At 70.9% G+C, this 16,182-nt stretch carries 21 protein-coding genes; 12 read left to right on the plus strand and 9 right to left on the minus strand.

Features of this window, described 5'->3' with window-relative positions; all coding sequences use genetic code 11:
- Nucleotides 1-12: 12 nt before the first annotated feature.
- On the minus strand, nucleotides 13-288 hold the full coding sequence (locus tag ACN269_RS23160; protein ID WP_421474393.1) for a hypothetical protein: 276 nt from the start codon (nucleotides 286-288) through the stop codon (nucleotides 13-15).
- A gap of 10 nt (nucleotides 289-298) precedes the next feature.
- Nucleotides 299-1,123, minus strand: coding sequence for an SDR family NAD(P)-dependent oxidoreductase (locus tag ACN269_RS23165; RefSeq protein ID WP_421476502.1), 825 nt, complete (start codon nucleotides 1,121-1,123; stop codon nucleotides 299-301).
- Between the two features lie 126 nt (nucleotides 1,124-1,249).
- On the opposite strand from ACN269_RS23165, the gene ACN269_RS23170 reads away from it, so the two are divergent.
- Nucleotides 1,250-2,206 carry an HpcH/HpaI aldolase/citrate lyase family protein gene (locus ACN269_RS23170; RefSeq protein ID WP_421474394.1) on the plus strand — a complete coding sequence of 319 codons (957 nt, stop codon included), beginning with the start codon at nucleotides 1,250-1,252 and terminating at the stop codon, nucleotides 2,204-2,206.
- Nucleotides 2,207-2,284: 78 nt separating this feature from the next.
- Here the strand turns inward: ACN269_RS23170 and ACN269_RS23175 are convergent, their stop codons facing one another.
- Nucleotides 2,285-2,827 (minus strand): DUF4190 domain-containing protein, encoded by a 543-nt coding sequence (locus ACN269_RS23175; RefSeq protein WP_421474395.1) that lies wholly within the window; start codon nucleotides 2,825-2,827, stop codon nucleotides 2,285-2,287.
- Between the two features lie 117 nt (nucleotides 2,828-2,944).
- On the opposite strand from ACN269_RS23175, the gene ACN269_RS23180 reads away from it, so the two are divergent.
- A complete protein-coding gene (locus ACN269_RS23180; RefSeq protein ID WP_421474396.1) occupies nucleotides 2,945-3,850 on the plus strand; it encodes an SDR family NAD(P)-dependent oxidoreductase in 906 nt (301 codons plus the stop codon).
- Between the two features lie 12 nt (nucleotides 3,851-3,862).
- Here the strand turns inward: ACN269_RS23180 and ACN269_RS23185 are convergent, their stop codons facing one another.
- Nucleotides 3,863-4,396 (minus strand): DUF4190 domain-containing protein, encoded by a 534-nt coding sequence (locus ACN269_RS23185; RefSeq protein ID WP_421474397.1) that lies wholly within the window; start codon nucleotides 4,394-4,396, stop codon nucleotides 3,863-3,865.
- Between the two features lie 176 nt (nucleotides 4,397-4,572).
- Between ACN269_RS23185 and ACN269_RS23190 the strand changes: the two genes are divergently transcribed.
- Complete coding sequence (locus ACN269_RS23190; protein ID WP_421474398.1) at nucleotides 4,573-5,769, plus strand: acyl-CoA dehydrogenase family protein; 1,197 nt, start codon at nucleotides 4,573-4,575, stop codon at nucleotides 5,767-5,769.
- A 103-nt stretch (nucleotides 5,770-5,872) separates the two neighbouring features.
- On the opposite strand, the gene ACN269_RS23195 is transcribed toward ACN269_RS23190, so the two are convergent.
- Together ACN269_RS23195 and ACN269_RS23200 are read right to left on the minus strand one after the other, a co-directional pair.
- A complete protein-coding gene (locus ACN269_RS23195; protein ID WP_421474399.1) occupies nucleotides 5,873-6,280 on the minus strand; it encodes a CoA-binding protein in 408 nt (135 codons plus the stop codon).
- A 26-nt stretch (nucleotides 6,281-6,306) separates the two neighbouring features.
- A complete protein-coding gene (locus tag ACN269_RS23200; protein WP_421474400.1) occupies nucleotides 6,307-7,353 on the minus strand; it encodes an Rv2578c family radical SAM protein in 1,047 nt (348 codons plus the stop codon).
- A 91-nt stretch (nucleotides 7,354-7,444) separates the two neighbouring features.
- Between ACN269_RS23200 and ACN269_RS23205 the strand changes: the two genes are divergently transcribed.
- Nucleotides 7,445-7,864, plus strand: a complete 420-nt coding sequence (locus ACN269_RS23205) for a thiol-disulfide oxidoreductase DCC family protein (RefSeq protein WP_421474401.1) — start codon at nucleotides 7,445-7,447, stop codon at nucleotides 7,862-7,864.
- Here ACN269_RS23205 and ACN269_RS23210 read toward each other — a convergent pair.
- The 3 genes from ACN269_RS23210 to trxA all read right to left on the minus strand — a co-directional run bounded on the left by ACN269_RS23210 (nucleotide 7,828) and on the right by trxA (nucleotide 9,713).
- Nucleotides 7,828-8,760 carry an MFS transporter permease gene (locus ACN269_RS23210; protein WP_421474402.1) on the minus strand — a complete coding sequence of 311 codons (933 nt, stop codon included), beginning with the start codon at nucleotides 8,758-8,760 and terminating at the stop codon, nucleotides 7,828-7,830. The two genes, ACN269_RS23205 and ACN269_RS23210, sit on opposite strands and share 37 nt — an antisense overlap.
- On the minus strand, nucleotides 8,757-9,197 hold the full coding sequence (locus ACN269_RS23215; RefSeq protein WP_421474403.1) for a hypothetical protein: 441 nt from the start codon (nucleotides 9,195-9,197) through the stop codon (nucleotides 8,757-8,759). The genes ACN269_RS23210 and ACN269_RS23215 overlap by 4 nt, the downstream gene beginning before the upstream one ends.
- Nucleotides 9,198-9,350: 153 nt before the next feature.
- Complete coding sequence (gene trxA, locus ACN269_RS23220) at nucleotides 9,351-9,713, minus strand: thioredoxin (RefSeq protein ID WP_421474404.1); 363 nt, start codon at nucleotides 9,711-9,713, stop codon at nucleotides 9,351-9,353.
- Nucleotides 9,714-10,261: 548 nt separating this feature from the next.
- Here trxA and ACN269_RS23225 point away from each other — a divergent pair.
- The 8 genes from ACN269_RS23225 (at nucleotide 10,262) to ACN269_RS23260 (ending at nucleotide 16,128) form a co-directional block, all read left to right on the plus strand.
- A complete protein-coding gene (locus ACN269_RS23225) occupies nucleotides 10,262-10,777 on the plus strand; it encodes a MaoC family dehydratase (protein WP_421474405.1) in 516 nt (171 codons plus the stop codon).
- Between the two features lie 88 nt (nucleotides 10,778-10,865).
- The gene (locus tag ACN269_RS23230; protein ID WP_421474406.1) at nucleotides 10,866-11,390 is read left to right on the plus strand and encodes a hypothetical protein; all 525 of its coding nucleotides are present in this window, start codon (nucleotides 10,866-10,868) and stop codon (nucleotides 11,388-11,390) included.
- A 39-nt stretch (nucleotides 11,391-11,429) separates the two neighbouring features.
- Entirely contained in the window at nucleotides 11,430-12,053 is a 624-nt protein-coding gene (locus tag ACN269_RS23235) for a TrmH family RNA methyltransferase (RefSeq protein ID WP_421476504.1), read from the plus strand.
- Nucleotides 12,054-12,100: 47 nt separating this feature from the next.
- A complete protein-coding gene (locus ACN269_RS23240) occupies nucleotides 12,101-12,811 on the plus strand; it encodes a DUF6758 family protein (protein ID WP_421476506.1) in 711 nt (236 codons plus the stop codon).
- Nucleotides 12,812-12,927: 116 nt separating this feature from the next.
- On the plus strand, nucleotides 12,928-13,086 hold the full coding sequence (locus ACN269_RS23245) for a hypothetical protein (protein ID WP_007455302.1): 159 nt from the start codon (nucleotides 12,928-12,930) through the stop codon (nucleotides 13,084-13,086).
- A gap of 6 nt (nucleotides 13,087-13,092) precedes the next feature.
- Entirely contained in the window at nucleotides 13,093-13,968 is an 876-nt protein-coding gene (locus ACN269_RS23250) for a PH domain-containing protein (RefSeq protein WP_421474407.1), read from the plus strand.
- Between the two features lie 103 nt (nucleotides 13,969-14,071).
- Complete coding sequence (locus ACN269_RS23255) at nucleotides 14,072-14,869, plus strand: SigE family RNA polymerase sigma factor (RefSeq protein WP_421474408.1); 798 nt, start codon at nucleotides 14,072-14,074, stop codon at nucleotides 14,867-14,869.
- A complete protein-coding gene (locus tag ACN269_RS23260; RefSeq protein ID WP_421474409.1) occupies nucleotides 14,866-16,128 on the plus strand; it encodes a hypothetical protein in 1,263 nt (420 codons plus the stop codon). The genes ACN269_RS23255 and ACN269_RS23260 overlap by 4 nt, the downstream gene beginning before the upstream one ends.
- Nucleotides 16,129-16,182 lie beyond the last annotated feature (54 nt).

Here is a 16,182-nt window from a genome sequence, read left to right on the forward strand (position 1 = left end):
GGGACGGACTCCTCAGACCTCGGTCACCTCGATGACCCGGGTGGTCGGGGCGGCGTCGCCGAGGTCGGCGCGCAGCGCGGCACGCTCCGGGTCGACGAGGAACGACTCGTATCCGGTGCGGGCCGCGAACGTGATCACGTGCACCTCGCTCCGGCCATCGGTGCCGCGCAGCCGCCGTTCCAGCCGGCCGTCGTGCCGGTCGAGCAGGGCCAGCACGGTGTCCTCGTAGCGTTGCCCGGCGGTCTCGGCCCCGGCGGCGTACTCGACGATCGCGACAAGCGTCAGCATGGCGGCCACGCTACCCATCGATGCCGACGGCCGTGGCGCTGGCTGCCCAGAGCCGGGCGGCGAGCTGTGGGTCCGCCGCCTTGCGGTACGGCCGACGCGGCCGACGGTTGTAGTAGTAGCCGCCGTCGGCGAGCCGCGTCGGGTCCTGGTTCGCCAGCCAGACGAGCGTCTCGGCGCCCTTCTCCGGGCTGCGGAACGGCATGAACCGCATGCCGAAGGCGACGAGTCGACTGTCGTTGGCGAACCGGGTCCGCACCACTCCCGGATGGAAGCTGTACGCGGAGATGCCCGGCCAGCGCCGTGCCGCCTCGGCGGCGAACAGGATGTTCGCCTGTTTGCTGGTCCCGTACGCGCCCATCGGACGGTAGCCGCGCAGCGGCTTGTTGAGATCGTCCGGATCGAGCGCGCCGAAGCGGTGCGCGCCCGAGGCGGTCACCACCGTCCGGCCCACCCGGTCGGCCAGCAGGTTGGTGAGCAGGAACGGGGCCAGGTGGTTGGCCTGGATCGACAGCTCGAAGCCGTCGACGGTGGTGAGCGGTTGGAGTGCGATGGCTCCGGCGTTGTTGGCCAGCACGTCGATCCGGTCGTACGCGTCGCGCAGCCGCTCGGCCAGGCCGCGTACGTCGTCGAGCACCGCGAAGTCGGCTCGGAACAGCTCCGGGCGCTCGCCGGCCGTCTCCCGTACGCGCTCCGCCGCGGCCTGTAGTCGGGCCGGGTCCCGCCCGACGAGCACCACCTGGTCGCCACGGCAGGCGAACGCCACCGCGGCGGCCAACCCGATGCCGGAGCTGGCACCCGTCACCACCACCAGCCGACGCCCAGTGAGATCTTCCACAGGTCCATTCACCGCGGTCATGGCGCGAGGTTACCGTGGCGTCACCACAACCCTTTGGGATCGTTAAGTTTTCCTCGGATTCAGGCGGCGTCGGCGTGCCCGCCGGTCGCTGGAAGGAGCACATCCATGGCCGCAGTCGGTCGTCCCCGCCGGTCGTGCCTGGCCGTACCGGGTTCCAGCGTCAAGATGCTCGGCAAGGCGCAGGGGCTCCCCGCCGACCAGGTCTTCCTCGACCTGGAGGACGCGGTTGCGCCGCTGGCCAAGCCGGAGGCGCGCAAGAACATCGTGGCCGCCCTCAACGACGGCGACTGGGCCGGCAAGACCCGGGTGGTGCGGGTCAACGACCTGACCACTCCGTGGACGTACCGGGACGTCATCGAGGTGGTCGAGGGCGCCGGCGCGAACCTCGACTGCATCATGCTGCCGAAGGTGCAGGACGCCGGTCAGGTGCGGTGGCTGGACCTGACGCTCACCCAGATCGAGAAGACGCTCGGCCTGGAGGTCGGCCGGATCGGGATCGAGGCGCAGATCGAGAACGCGGCCGGGTTGGTCAACGTGGACGCCATCGCGGCCGCCTCGCCCCGGGTGGAGACCATCATCTTCGGCCCGGCCGACTTCATGGCCTCGATCAACATGAGGTCGCTGGTGGTCGGCGGGCTCATCCCGGACTATCCGGGCGACCCGTACCACTACATCCTGATGCGCATCCTGATGGCCGCCCGCATGCACGACAAGCAGGCCATCGACGGCCCGTTCCTGCAGATCCGGGACGTCGACGCGTTCCGCGAGGTGGCGAAGCGGTCGGCGGCGCTGGGCTTCGACGGCAAGTGGGTGCTGCACCCGGGCCAGATCGACGCCGCCAACGAGGTCTACCAGCCGGCGCAGGCCGACTACGACCACGCCGAGCTGATCCTCGACGCGTACGAGCACTACACCTCGGAGGCCGGCGGGAAGCTGGGCGCGGTGATGCTGGGCGACGAGATGATCGACGAGGCGTCCCGCAAGATGGCGCTGGTGATCGCCGCCAAGGGCCGCGCCGCCGGCATGAGCCGTACCTCGTCGTTCACCCCACCGGCCGAGTGAGCGGCCGGGCCGGGTCGACCGCCGCCGGCTGTCGACCCGGTCCCGCATCCGGCGGTACGCCCACCAGCGCGCCCGCCCTCAGTAACCGCTGCTGCTGCTCGCGCCCGTCGTGACCGCGAAGATGATCACGGCGACGTACGCGGCGATCCCCAGCACCATCAGCGCGGTGACGATCCAACCGACGATGATGCCGGCCTTCGCGAACCCCTCGCCGTCCTCGCCGTTGGTCCGGATCTGCTTCTGGGCGACGTGGCCGAGGATCGCCCCGATCGGCGCGGTGATGCCGCAGGACGCGAGACCGACCAGGGCCAGTACCAGAGACGCGATGGCCAGCCCGTTGGTCTTGCGCGGGACCGGGTAGCCGTAACCGGGGTACTGCGGCGGATAACCCGCCGGGGCGTACCCGGGCGCGGGGTACCCGGGCGGCGGGTAGCCGGGCCCCGGCGTGCCCGGTGGCAGCTTCGCGCCCGCGTACGGGTCGACCGGCGCGTACGGGTCCACGGGACCGGGCTGGGTGGGCACCGGCTGACCGGCCACCAGGGTGGGGTCGGGCGGTGTGCTCGACGGCTGAGCCGACCAGGTGGGGTCGTTCCAGTCGCCGGGGGGCGGGGGATTGGTCATGCGTGATCTCCGTCGGCTCGGGTGCGCCGCCAGAGTAGCCAGGAGTGACCAAACCCGACGCCCCTGCTCCCGGGTGCCGCGTTGCTCGGGCCGGTCGTAACGGGCAGGATCCCTGGCATGGCAACTGACGCGCGTGCCGCGGACCGTTCCGGCAGCCGACCGAGACGGGACGTGAGCCGCCCGGGTGTGGCCCGGCGCGGTCGGGCGGCGACGTCGACCGGCGCGACCGGCGCCGACGAGCCGGTCGCGCTGGCCGATCCGGTGACCATGCGACTGGACGGCCGGGTCGCCCTGGTGACGGGGGCGGGCAGTGCGGACGGCATCGGGTACGCCACCGCGCGACGCCTCGCCGACCTGGGGGCGCGGGTCGCCATCGTGTCGACCACCCGGCGCATCCACGAGCGGGCCGGTGAGCTGGGCGTGACCGGTTTCGTCGCGGATCTGACCGACGAGTCCGAGGTGGGCGCGCTGGCCGACGCGGTGGCCGAGCAGTTGGGCGACGTCGAGGTTCTGGTCAACAACGCGGGCCTGGCGAGCCGGGCCAGTCAGGGGGTGCTGCGGCCGGTCGCGCAGCTGACCTACGACGAGTGGCGCGGCGAGATCGACCGGAACCTGTCCACCGCGTTCCTGTGCAGCCGGGCCTTCATCGGCGGAATGGCCGAGCGGGGCTGGGGGCGGATCGTCAACCTGGCGGCCACCGCCGGCCCGGTGAACGCGCTGCCCACCGAAGCCGCGTACGCCGCCGCGAAGGCCGGTGTCGTCGGGCTGACCCGTGCGCTGGCGATGGAGATGATCGCCGACGGGGTGACCGTGAACGCGGTCGCGCCGGGCACCATCTACACGGCAGCGTCCACGATGGCCGAGGTCAAGCAGGGCCTGGGCACCCCGGTCGGCCGACCCGGCACCCCGGACGAGGTCGCCGCCGCCATCAGCTTCCTCTGCTCGCCGGCCGCCTCGTACATCACCGGTCAGATGCTCGTGGTGGACGGCGGCAACAGCGTCCGGGAGGCCCGGTTCCGCTGACCTGGCCGTGGTTCAGTAACCACGGCTGTCGCCGGTGTTGCCGAGGATGACGAGCGCCAGCCAGCCGCAGCAGGCCAGCAGGGTCAACGCCGTGAACACGTACCCGAGGATCAGGCCCCAGGTCGCGAGCTGGTCGCCCTCCTCGCCGCTGGTGCGGATCTGCCGCTTGGCCAGGTGGCCGAGGACGGCGCCGGCTGGGGGAAACACGAAGGCGAAGACCAGCGACAGGATCGCCAACACGTTGGTGCCCCGACCGGGGCCGCCGGGAGGTGGGCCGTACTGGCCGTAGGGGCCCTGCGGTGGGTACGGCGGCTGCTGACTCCAGTGCGCCGACTGGTGTGGCCCCTGCCGCTCGTACGGCGACGGCTCGTCGGCGGGCGGCCCGTACGGTGAGCGCTCCGGCGGCCCGAAGGGCGACTGGTCCGGCGGCGGCGGGTCCGGCGACTGGCCGGGCGGCGGTGGCGCGTACGGCGACTGGTCCCGGGGCGGCTCGTAGGGTGATGGCGGCTCGTCTCCCGGCGGGCCCGACGGCGGCGGGTAGCTCACGGCTGTCCTCCTCCTGGCGGTGCCGGAAAAGTCCTTCTTGCCGGACGCTACCTGTAGCGGTGAACCTTTTCACAGCGGTTGTGTGGACTGGTCACCTTGGCCTGGCGGGCCGGGAGGCCGATACTTACCGAGCGTTCAGTTACCCACGAGTAGTGCGCTGATACCCGGAGGCCGAGATGGCTCGACTCGCCCAGACGCCCGGCCTCACCGACGTGCAGCAGTCGATCCTGGAGACCGTCCGGGAGTTCGCCGACAAGGAGATCATCCCGCACGCCCAGCGGCTCGAACACGCCGACGAGTACCCCACAGACATCCTCGACGGGATGCGCGAGATGGGGTTGTTCGGTCTCACCATCGACGAGGAGTACGGCGGACTCGGCGAGTCGCTGCTCACGTACGCCCTCGTGGTGGAGCAGCTCTCCCGGGGATGGATGTCGATCTCCGGGATCGTCAACACCCACTTCATCGTGGCGTACCTGATCTCCCAGCACGGCTCCGCCGACCAGAAGGCCCGCCTGCTGCCGAAGATGGCGACGGGCGAGGTGCGCGGCGCGTTCTCGATGTCGGAACCGGACACCGGCTCCGACGTTTCGGCGATCAAGTCCAGGGCGGTCCGCGACGGCGACAACTACGTGCTCGACGGACAGAAGATGTGGCTGACCAACGGGGCGTACTCCTCGGTGGTCGCCACCCTGGTCAAGACCGACACCGGCGCCGAATCGGTGTACGGCAACATGAGCACCTTCCTGCTGGAGAAGGAGCCGGGCTTCGGCGAGACCGCACCCGGCCTCACCATCCCCGGCCGGATCGACAAGATGGGCTACAAGGGCGTCGAGACCACCGAGATGGTCCTCGACGGCGTGACCGTGCCCGACTCCGCGATCCTCGGCGGCGCCGAGCAGGTCGGCCGCGGCTTCTACCAGATGATGGACGGCATCGAGGTGGGCCGCGTCAACGTGGCCGCCCGCGCCTGCGGCATCTCGCTGCGCGCCTTCGAGTTGGCGGTCAGCTACGCCCAGCAGCGCAAGACCTTCGGGCAGCCACTCGCCAAGCACCAGGCGATCGCCTTCAAGCTCGCCGAGATGGGTACGAAGATCGAGGCCGCACACGCTCTCATGGTCAACGCCGCCCGCCTCAAGGACGCCGGCCAGCGCAACGACGTCGAGGCGGGCATGGCCAAGCTGCTCGCCTCCGAGTACTGCGCCGAGGTCGTCCAGGAGGCGTTCCGCATCCACGGCGGCTACGGCTACTCCAAGGAGTACGAGATCGAGCGGCTGATGCGCGAGGCCCCGTTCCTGCTGATCGGCGAAGGCACCTCGGAGATCCAAAAGACCATCATCAGCCGAGGCTTGCTAAAGGAATACAAGCTCTGACCCCGCCCCCGAATCTCCGCGATCTTGCACTTTCTGTGGCGACATAAGGCGCATGGCAGGGCAGAACGTCGACAGAAAGTGCAAGATCGCGGGGGGACCGGGGTTAGGGGAGGCGCGTGAGGTTTCCGGCGGCGCGTTCGATGATGAGGCAGCGGTCCTCGACGTAGTCCATGCCGGCTGCCTCGGCGATCTCGCGCGCCTCGGCCGACACGATGCCCAGTTGCAGCCAGACCGCCGGGGCGCCGATCGCCGCCGCGTCCCGCACCACCTGCACGGCGTCCTCGGCCGGCCGGAACACGTCCACCAGGTCGACCGGGTGCGGGATGTCCGCCAGCGTCGCGTACGCCCGCTCGCCGAAGAGTTCGTCGACGCTCGGGTTGACCGGGATGATCCGCCAGCCGTACCGCTGCATCTGCAGCGGGACGCTGTGCGCGGCTTTCAGCGGGTCGCGGGACGCCCCCACGACGGCGATCACGGCGGAGTCGGCGAGGATCTGCTGAGCGGTACGCACCCGCCGACTGTAGCGCCGACCGACGGCTACAGCAGGGTCAGCTGCTCGGCGACCGGTGGCGGTGGCGGCTCGGGCAGACGACGGTTGTCGCCCACCTCGCCCCGGAGCAGCCCGTGGCGGCGGGCGGCGATCCGCACCCGCGCGGTCAGCTCCCGCTGGTACGTCTGCGGGGCGTACGCGCCCGAGCGGTACAGCTCGCGGTAGCGGGGGACGAGGTGTGGGTGCTCCCGGGCGAGCCACTGCGCGTACCACTCGCGGGCGCCCGGGCGCAGGTGCAGCGGCAACGGGGTCACGCTCGTCGCCCCGGCGGCGGCGATCGCCGAGACCGTGGCGTCGATCGACTCCTCGTCGTCGCTGAGGCCGGGCAGAATCGGCGCCATCAGCACCCCGACGGAGAAGCCGGCGTCGGTGAGCCGGCGGACGGCGTCGAGCCGACGGCTCGGGTGCGGCGTGCCCGGCTCGACGCCGCGCCAGAGCTGGTCGTCGACGAAGCCCACCGAGAACGAGATGCCGACGCTTGTCACCTCGGCCGCCTGCCGCAGCAGGGGCAGGTCGCGCAGGATCAGCGTGCCCTTGGTGAGAATGGAGAACGGGTTGGCGAAGTCCCGCAGGGCCGCGATGATCTGCGGCATCAGCCGGTAACGACCCTCGGCGCGCTGGTAGCAGTCCACGTTGGTGCCCATGGCCACGTGCGCGCCCCGCCACTTCGGCGCGGCCAGCTCCCGCCGTACCAACTCACCGGCGTTGACCTTGACGATCACCTGCCGGTCGAAGTCGACACCCGCATCGAGGTCGAGGTAGGAGTGAGTGTTTCTCGCATAGCAGTAGACACAGGCATGGCTGCATCCTCGGTACGGATTGATGGTCCATTCGAAGGGGACGCGGGACTGGCCCGGCACCCGGTTGAGGATGGACTTGGCCTGCACCTCGTGGAACGTCATCCCGGCGAACTCGGGGGTGTCGAAGGTGCGGACGACGGCGCCGGGCAGCGCCAGCGGCAGGGGTGGCGTCGCTGGCGCTGCCCTCTCGGGGTCTCCCTCGACCGGGGGAGCGGTCAGGTTCTCCCAGCGCATGCGCACTATTCGAACACGTGTACGAGATGTGCGCAAGTGACCCGCCGGACACCGGCGAGTGATCGCCGCTTCAACGGGGGAGGATGGACCCATGGAGAGGTCGACCTTCGTCTACGACGGTGACTGCGCGTTCTGCACGACCTGTGCGGAGTTCATCGAACGCCGGATTCCCACCGGCGCACGGGTGGTGCCCTGGCAGTTCGCCGACCTGGACGCGCTCGGCCTGTCGGTGGCGGAGTGCGAGGAGGCCGTGCAGTGGGTCGGCGCGGACGGCGTACGCGCTGCCGGCCCGGACGCCATCGCGAAGCTGCTCGCCGGCAGCGGCCCGGTGTGGCGGATGGCCGGCGCGGGTCTACGGTTCCCGCCGGTGCGCGCCGCGGCCTGGCCGGTGTACCGCTGGGTGGCCCGTAACCGGCACCGCCTCCCGGGCGGTACGGCGGCGTGTTCCCTGCCCCAGGAGGCCAGGGAGCGGCTCTACGGCCCGGCTGGCCGGCCGACCACGGACGCCTGAGGGTCGGGGGACGGCGGCCCCGCGTCGACGTCCGCCGGAGGTGCGGCGGGTTCCGTCGTCGGCGTCCGAGGTTCGCGGCCCGCGAGCCGGCGTGCCCAGACCAGCGGCCGTACCCGTTCCAGCGGCAGGAAGCTGGTCATCGCGGCGAGGTGTGGCGCGAACGAGATCGTGATGGTCGCGATGGTCACCACGTGGAACGAGTAGAAGAAGCCGACCATGGCCGTTCGCCAACGGGCCGGTAACAGGAACACCACGGGGCTGAGCAGCTCGAAGGCCACGATGCCGAACTGGGCGACGATCAGCAGGTACGGCACCTGGGCGATGAGGTCTGCCAGGTCGGTGCCGCGGCGGATGATGGCCCGGGCCAGCACCGAGCCGGTCAGCCAGTCCAGACCGCCGAAGCGCAGCTTGGCGAAGGCGGCCAGGAAGTACGTGCAGATCACCGCGATCTGGGTGACGCGCAGGGCCCAGCCGCCGGCCTCCGTGCGGGTGGTGTCGCCGTGCCGGGCCCGACCGGCGGTGGGCAGCACGGCCAGCGCGACGAGCAGGCCGAACCGGTCGTGGTCGACCTTCCCGTAGCTCATCGCGATGATCATCCACTCGAGGTACAGCGCGCAGACCGTCCAGCCGAGCAGTCGGGGTGCCCGGCCGGTCGCGGCGAGCAGCGCGGCGAGCAGGAGCCCCCAGAAGATCACCGCCACGACCGTCGGCGTCGGCGTCGGCAGCGGGAGCAGGCGGCCGATCAGCAGCGGCTGGTACAGCTCGCCGGGCACGCTGGCCCTGGTGCGTACCCATGGGGTGAAGACCACCAGGTCGGCGGCGACGAAGAGGTAGATCAGGGTCCGGAACGCGGCGATCCGTCCGCGGGGCACCGCCTCGGTCAGCCAGCGGGTCATCGGGAGACCTGCCAGCGGACGATCGTCTCGTCGGTGTGCCGCCCGGTGGGTCGGCCGGCGCGGATGCCGTGCCAGCGGATGACGATGCGGACCTCGACCAGCGCGGCGGCGTCCGGGTGACGTTCGGCGTACGCGTCGGCGACCTCGGCGAGCAGCGCGGGGTCGGTGGCGTACCGGTCCTGCTGGCCCTCGATCTCGGCACGGCGGATGCCGGTGGCGTTCTGGTCCAGGTCGACCACCGCTCCGGCGCTGTTCACGCCCTCCACGCGGGTGTCCGGAGCGGGCGCGTTGGGCGGGTTCGAGGTGGCGTACATCCGGAACGGGCCGAACGGAAAGTCGTCGTCGCTACCCCAGAACGTGCCCCCCAGCAGCAGAACGAGACCGAGTGCGGTCACGCCCAGCCGGGTCACGCGCCCACGGGTGGTCAGGGTCTCCATCGGGTGGTGACGATACGGGATGTACCGGCCGACTCGGGTCCCACCGACGGTCAGTTCCGCCTGGCCGGGTCGGTGATCATGGGCGGCTGTCGGGATACGACGAAAGGCCGGACCCGAACGGGCCCGGCCTTCGCGTGCCGTCGCGGGGACGGCTCAGTGCTTGTGCTCGGCCAGCTGCTTGCGAACGTCGTCCATGTCCAGAGCCTCGACCTGCTCGATCAGGTTCTCCAGCGCGGACTCGGGAAGGGCGCCCGGCTGGGCGAAGACGATGACGCCGTCGCGGATCGCCATGATCGTCGGGATCGACCGGATGTCGAACTTCGCGCCCAACTCCTGCTGGGCTTCGGTGTCGACCTTGCCGAAGACGATGTTCTGGTGCTTCTCCGAGGAGCGCTCGTAGACCGGGGCGAACCGCTTGCACGGACCACACCAGTCGGCCCAGAAGTCGACCAGGACGATGCCGTCGCTGCCGGTCACCTCGTCGAAGTTCGCCGAGGTCAGCTCAACGGTTGCCATTGCACTCTCCGATCACCGCGGGTTGTCTGCGTCCCGTAGAACCAGGGCTGACCGTATCGAATTCCCGGGTCGGTCCGCGCGAAACGTGCGCGGGGCTGCGCGCGGACCCTGGCGAGCATCGAACGCCGTGAGTTCATCTCGTCCTGCGGAACGCAAGTGCATGACGCACTTGCGTGACCTGCGGTAATGGGAGCGTTTCCAGGGAGATCCACCCGATCGAGCGCTACGAATCGGTAACTTGAGCCCTGACGAGGAGGTATCCGGCCTGCGGAGATCGCTGATCAACCCGCCGTCCGTCACCCACAGTAATGTTACAAAAAGATAAATGTGACCGCGATCTCTGTTGAAGCTACGGCTCCGTAGGGCAGACTTCTTCACATCAGAGCGTGGGCGGCGGGTGCCGGGGAGGGCCCCGCCGCTCATTGCGTCTCCCCCCGGGTGAGTGACCGGTGTGACATTTCCGCCGAGGTTCCGCCCCGACCGTCGCCTTAACCACCGGTAAGGCATGCTGTGCCGAACTCCATCGCCGCCCGTCGAAGGGGACCAGGATGCAGTTCGGCCGCTACTACGAGGAGTTCGAGGTCGGCGCGGTCTACCGGCACTGGCCGGGCAAGACCGTCACCGAGTACGACGACCACCTCTTCTGCCTGCTCACCATGAACCACCACCCGCTGCACCTGGACGCGCACTACGCCGAGACGTCCAGCCAGTTCCAGCGCAACGTCGTGGTCGGCAACTACATCTACTCGCTGCTGCTCGGCATGTCGGTGCCGGACGTCAGCGGCAAGGCCATCGCCAACCTGGAGGTGGAGTCGCTGCGCCACGTGGCGCCCACCTTCCACGGCGACACCATCTACGGCGAGACGACGGTGCTCGACAAGCGGGAGTCCGGCTCCAAGCCCGACCGGGGCGTGGTCTCGGTCGAGACCCGGGGCTACAACCAGGACGGCACCATGGTCTGCGTCTTCCGCCGCCGGGTAATGGTCCCCAAGAAGGAGTACGCGGCCAGCGCGGTGCCGGACGGGGTGGACCCGGAGCGGCCCAGCTTCCCCACGCCGCGCTGAGCGCGCTCGGCGGGCGCATGTCGCCGGAGCAGGGCGTCTGCCGCCGGGATGTTCTGCCGGTTGCCGCCCTGTTCCCGTTCCGCGGCTTATGCTGACGCCGGAGGTCCCGATGAGCCACTCCGTCGCCGGAGAGCCGCCCTCTGCCGGCCGCCGCGCCGCACCCTCGACCACCGCCGTCTACTCCGCCGCCGAGTGGGACCTGCTCACCAGCCTGCCCGCCCGGGTCCTCGTGGCCGCCGCCGCACCCGGCGTCGGCCGTCCGGAGCGCGGGGTGCAGGCGGGACTGGCCGGCCTGGACGCGGTGGCCGCCGGCCGTGGGTTCGACAGCGATCTGGTCCGGGCCGTGGTCGCCGCGATCTACGCCCGCCACGACGGCGCGCCGGCTTCCGCCGAGCGGCTCACCGATCTGGTCGACCTGTTGGCCGCGTGTCGGGCGGCGACCCGGGTGCTGGGTCGGCGCGCCGATCCGGCCGACTCGGCGGCGTACCGCCAGTGGGTGCAGTCGGTCGCGGCCCGTGTCTGCCGGGCGGTGCCCGGCCTCGACGGGCCTCCGGCCAGCCCGGCGGACCGGCGCTTCCTGGACCGGCTCGGTGCCGCGCTCGGCCTGGGCTGAGATCGCGGGACGCCCGGGTGGCCGTACTCTCTGATGACCGTGACCGACGACCAGCTTGAGGTGGGGGTGGGCCCCTGGCCGGGGGACCTGCCCGAGGATCCGCGCTACGACCCGCAACTGCTGGCCGAGGGCGACCGGCGCAACGTCGTCGACCGCTACCGCTACTGGCGGCACGAGGCGATCGTCGCCGACCTGGACCGACGGCGGCACGGCTTCCACGTCGCCATCGAGAACTGGCAGCACGACTTCAACATCGGCACGGTGGTCCGCAACGCCAACGCGTTCAACGCCGCCGAGGTGCACATCGTCGGCCGGCGTCGGTGGAACCGGCGCGGCGCGATGGTGACCGATCGCTACCAGCACGTCCGGCACCACGGGACGATCGAGGAGTTCGTCGCCTGGGCGGCGGGGCGGCAGCTGCCCGTTCTCGGCATCGACAACCTGCCCGGCTCCCGGCCGATCGAGACCGCCGTCCTGCCGCGTGACTGCGTGCTGCTGTTCGGTCAGGAGGGGCCGGGCCTGTCCGCGCCCGCCCGGGCCGCCTGCGCTCAGCTCCACTCCATCGCCCAGTACGGCTCCACGAGGTCCATCAACGCGGGTGTGGCCAGCGGTATCGCCATGCACGCGTGGATCCGGACGCACGCCGGCCCACCGCCGGACTGACCCTCGCCCCGTCGACGCGTCCGGCGTTCCGGCTTGACGTGCCGGCGATGTGGGGTGACGGTGGGGATGTGAGTGTCGCGGTGAGTTGTCCGAGATGCGGGGGCCCGGTACGGGCGCCGGATCTGATGCACACCGAGTCGAGGTGCCTGCGCTGCGGACCCGTGCCGCCGCTGCACGTGCCCGAACACATCGGGGCGGAGATCGTCGCGAGCGTGGTGGAGCGGATCACCGCGGCTCCCGGTCCATCCGGGACACCACTGTGGTGCCCGTGGCCACTGCCGCCCGGGTGGACCCTCACCGGCGTGGCGTACGCCGGGGACGACCGCAGCGGCGTGCGGGCGACCGCGGTGGCCTGTGCCGGGCCCGCGCCGCTCGACGACGGTCCGGCGGATCTGGTCTTCGTCGCCGAGGAGCCGGGCGTGGGCCTGGGTACGCGACTCGCCGGCCTGGCCGGGCCCGATCCCGGACCGGAACTCGCCGACGCGCTCACCGACCCCGGCCCGGGGCACCCCGAGCACGTCGGGCAGGCCAGGATCAGGGTCGGCGGGCACCCGACTCCACTGTGGTTGGTGAATTCTCCGACGGATCGAAGCGCGTACGCCGGCGAGGCTCGGGGAATGTGGCTGCATGCGATAGCCTGGCCGGCGAGTGCGGGTCATCTGCTCGCGGAGGATGTCGTGTTGCACGACCTGACCGAGTGGACTCCGCCCGAACTCGTGTACGGCGCACCGTCCCCGTACCTGTCCGGGAGAGCTTGACATCTCTTCCGGCTTGACGGAGAACGGACGCAGATATTCACTGTACGACACCACACTGATACTCTGGGTGCCGCTGCGGTAATGGGACCCGGCGCCGCGCGAGAGGATGGCCCGCCATGGTCAAGAAGGTCCTCACCTGGGCTGGCATCGCATTCTTGATCTTCTTCGTCGCCTATCGGCCAAACTCTGCGGCTGATGTGTTCAAGTCGCTGGGCGGCGGGATCATGGACATCGCCCAGGGGTTCGGCGACTTCTTCACCAGCCTCGTCGCCTAGCCGCCGATGGGCAGCCCCTCCGGTCCACCCTTCGACCCGGACGACCCCGACCGGGACCGCCGCGAGCGCGACACCGAGCCGATCCCGCGGATCGGGCCCGATGACGGCCCGGGCTACGGTGCCGGTCCCGGCCTGTCCGACGGGCCATCCCTTTCGGACGACGTCGGCTACGGCGACGGGCCCGGCTATGCCGGCGAAGGGCGCTCCGGTCGGGCCTGGATCCGCGATCCCGACGCCGCCAACCAGCCGCCGCAGATCTCCGAGGAGGAGTTGGCGGGGCTGCGCGCCGACGCCATGGGGTCGACACCCCGGCGGGTCCTCCCACTCGAAGACGAGCCCAGTTCGCTGGTTGCCCGTTACCTCTTCCCCACCGAGCGTTACCGGGGTGAGTGGAAGCGGCACTGGATCCACCTCACCAACCCGCTCCTGATCGGCATCGCGGCGACCTTCGTGCTCGGTTACCTGTCCGGCTTCCTCGCCGGGCAGAACGTCGGCGCGTTGACGACCATCGCGGTGCTGCTCTGGTTCGCCGTGATGGGTTGGGTGGCGTGGAAGGTCGCCGACTGGTGGTATGACCGGTTCATCCTGACCAACAAGCGGGTCATGGTGGTCAACGGCATCGTCACCCGCAAGGTCGCCATGATGCCGCTGGTCCGGGTCACCGACATGAAGTACGAGCAGACCCCGACCGGCCGGGCGCTCAACTACGGCACCTTCGTGCTGGAGTCCGCGGGCCAGGAGCAGGCGCTGCGGGAGATCAAGAATCTACCCAACCCGAACGAGCTCTACCTACGGGTCGTCGAAGAGATGTACGAGCCGCAGGCGGTCGAGGCGCGGTTGGGCAAGGAGGCCGACGAGGCCAAGGCCGACGACGGCGCGTGAAAGTTTTCGTCCGAACATCGGAGCAAGTGCGCACCTTTCGTCATGGACCGAAACGCCGCTGACGTGGCACTCTTCCAGGACGGTTTGGGTGCGGAGGTGTGTGGTGGCGAGCAGGGATCCCCTGGAGGAGGAGTTTCGCGAGTTCGTCGCGGCTCGCTCCGCCGCCCTGCTCCGTACCGCCTATCTCCTCTCCGGCGACTGGGCGACGGCCGAGGACCTGCTCCAGACGGCGCTGACGAAGACCTACCTGGCGTGGAAGCGGCTCGGTGGGATCGAGGCGGTCGAGCCGTACGCCCGACGTGTGATGGTCAACACGTCGACGAGTTGGTGGCGGCGGCGCTGGCACGGTGAGCGCCCCACCGAGGTGCTGCCCGAACGCCCCGGCCTCGACGAGATCGAGCAGCAACTCGACCGCGACCTGCTCTGGCGGCACCTCAAGGAGCTGCCCAGCCGGCAGCGGGCGGTGCTCGTCCTGCGTTACTACGAGGATCTGTCGGAAGCGCAGACGGCGGCACTGTTGGATATTTCGCCTGGAACTGTAAAAAGTCAGGCATCCAGGGCGCTGGCCACGTTGCGCCGCCGCATGGGCGCCGACACTCCGGATCTGGCCGCCGCCTCCCGACCGGCCGAGAACGGCACTGCCCCGCGACCCGGCCGGGCCGCTGCTGCCGGCCGCTCCCGAGAGACCGCCCGACCCGGCGGGGCTGTCGAGGCGGTCCGCCCCGGTTCGGTCGGGGGGATGTCCGGAGCCCGCTCCGCGGTGCCGCCGCGTCCCCACGTCGGTCGGGCCGAGCCGGTCGTGCCGCGCCCGTCCGCGCCCCATCCGATCGCCCCGGCCGTCGACCTGCCCACCGCTCCGGTGGCCGTGCCTGTCGGCACCGGCCCCGCAGAGCAGCAGTGAACGTCTTTCCGCGGTTCCCCGGCAACCTCACGGGTGGCCTGCGGCGTCCTAATCAGGTGCGACGTGACCAGCTCGAAGGTGCGGTGCGGGAGGCTCTCTCGCGCCAGGTCGCCGTCACCCGTCCACTGACCGCCGACCCGGCCGGTCAGGCCATCCGGCGCGCCAACCGGATCCGACGGCGGCGTGCCGGAGTCGGCGTCGCGCTCGGGGTGGTCACCACCGTGCTGATCGGCGCCGGCATGACACACCTGTCCGGCGGTTCCGACCAGCAGGGGCCGCCCATCGTCGTGATCGGCGACCCGGACCTGTCGGCCCGACCGCTCGCCACGGCCAGCGTCGCCCCACCCTCGCCGTCGTCGAAGGCGGCCGCCGACGCGCTCTTCGCCAGCGCCTTGATCGACGCCGACGGCAGGCGCCTGGCGCTGCCCGGTGTCGGCCCCGCCGAACTCGCGCACCGGCTGCCCAACGGCGCGGGCCTGCTGGTGGTCGGCGCACCCACCGCCGCCGGGCGCTCCCTCTGGGTCGCCCAGGACGACGGTCTGGTGCAGGTGCTGCTGGCCGGCGCGGGTCAGATCGTCCTCGCGCCCGACGCCACCCAGGTCGCCTGGCGGGACGGCGAGGACCTGCTCGTCGCGGGAGTCGTCGGCACCCAGCTCATCGGCACGGTGCGGATCGCGGTCCCGGACAACGCGCAACCCGTCCGGTTCGTCGGCAGCAGCCTGCTGGTCCGGCTCGATCCGAAACGGCCGAGTCTCGTCCTCTGGCGGCCCGGCGCGGACAAGCTGACCGAGGTGCCCGAGCAAGACACCCTGAACGTGTACGGTGCGCTGCCGGACGGGCGGCTGGTCAGCCAGGTGTCGGCGAACTCGGCGGAGGGGACCTGCCTGGCGTTGGTCGACCCGAAGCGGGCCACGAAGGCCGCACGTACCGCCTGCGGCACGCAGTTGAGCCCGGACGGCGTGGGCGGGATGTCCGACGACGGACGGTGGCTCCTGGTGAACGGGAGAGTCGGGTCGACCGACCGCTCCCTGCTGATCGACCTGGACCGACTCGGTACGACGCTGGACGCCGTACCGGTCGGCCCAACGGTGGGCGGCGCGATCGCCTGGACGAGCGAGTCGCAGGTCGCCTACATCGACAGCTCCGGCCGGCTGGTCCGGGTGGACGTCAGGCGGGTCCGTGCCGGCGAACAGGCCGAGCCGACGCCCGTGCCCGGCCTTGTGCCCGGCGATCGGCCGGTCCTGGTCAGCGGCTCCTGACCCGCGCGGGTCCGGGTGGGTGCCGGAGTCGCTCCGACACCTACGCGAGTCTGC

The organism is Micromonospora sp. WMMD736, from assembly GCF_049179015.1.
GTDB lineage: Bacteria > Actinomycetota > Actinomycetes > Mycobacteriales > Micromonosporaceae > Micromonospora.

Excerpts from the sequence above, each read along its gene's own strand:
- ACN269_RS23160 (WP_421474393.1), bottom strand. The coding sequence starts at position 288 with ATGCTGACGCTTGTCGCGATCGTCGAGTACGCCGCCGGGGCCGAGACC.
- ACN269_RS23170 (WP_421474394.1), top strand. The coding sequence starts at position 1,250 with ATGGCCGCAGTCGGTCGTCCCCGCCGGTCGTGCCTGGCCGTACCGGGT.
- ACN269_RS23175 (WP_421474395.1), bottom strand. The coding sequence starts at position 2,827 with ATGACCAATCCCCCGCCCCCCGGCGACTGGAACGACCCCACCTGGTCG.
- ACN269_RS23180 (WP_421474396.1), top strand. The coding sequence starts at position 2,945 with ATGGCAACTGACGCGCGTGCCGCGGACCGTTCCGGCAGCCGACCGAGA.
- ACN269_RS23190 (WP_421474398.1), top strand. The coding sequence starts at position 4,573 with ATGGCTCGACTCGCCCAGACGCCCGGCCTCACCGACGTGCAGCAGTCG.
- ACN269_RS23200 (WP_421474400.1), bottom strand. The coding sequence starts at position 7,353 with ATGCGCTGGGAGAACCTGACCGCTCCCCCGGTCGAGGGAGACCCCGAG.
- ACN269_RS23205 (WP_421474401.1), top strand. The coding sequence starts at position 7,445 with ATGGAGAGGTCGACCTTCGTCTACGACGGTGACTGCGCGTTCTGCACG.
- ACN269_RS23210 (WP_421474402.1), bottom strand. The coding sequence starts at position 8,760 with ATGACCCGCTGGCTGACCGAGGCGGTGCCCCGCGGACGGATCGCCGCG.
- ACN269_RS23215 (WP_421474403.1), bottom strand. The coding sequence starts at position 9,197 with ATGGAGACCCTGACCACCCGTGGGCGCGTGACCCGGCTGGGCGTGACC.
- trxA (WP_421474404.1), bottom strand. The coding sequence starts at position 9,713 with ATGGCAACCGTTGAGCTGACCTCGGCGAACTTCGACGAGGTGACCGGC.
- ACN269_RS23225 (WP_421474405.1), top strand. The coding sequence starts at position 10,262 with ATGCAGTTCGGCCGCTACTACGAGGAGTTCGAGGTCGGCGCGGTCTAC.
- ACN269_RS23230 (WP_421474406.1), top strand. The coding sequence starts at position 10,866 with ATGCTGACGCCGGAGGTCCCGATGAGCCACTCCGTCGCCGGAGAGCCG.
- ACN269_RS23240 (WP_421476506.1), top strand. The coding sequence starts at position 12,101 with ATGTGGGGTGACGGTGGGGATGTGAGTGTCGCGGTGAGTTGTCCGAGA.
- ACN269_RS23245 (WP_007455302.1), top strand. The coding sequence starts at position 12,928 with ATGGTCAAGAAGGTCCTCACCTGGGCTGGCATCGCATTCTTGATCTTC.
- ACN269_RS23250 (WP_421474407.1), top strand. The coding sequence starts at position 13,093 with ATGGGCAGCCCCTCCGGTCCACCCTTCGACCCGGACGACCCCGACCGG.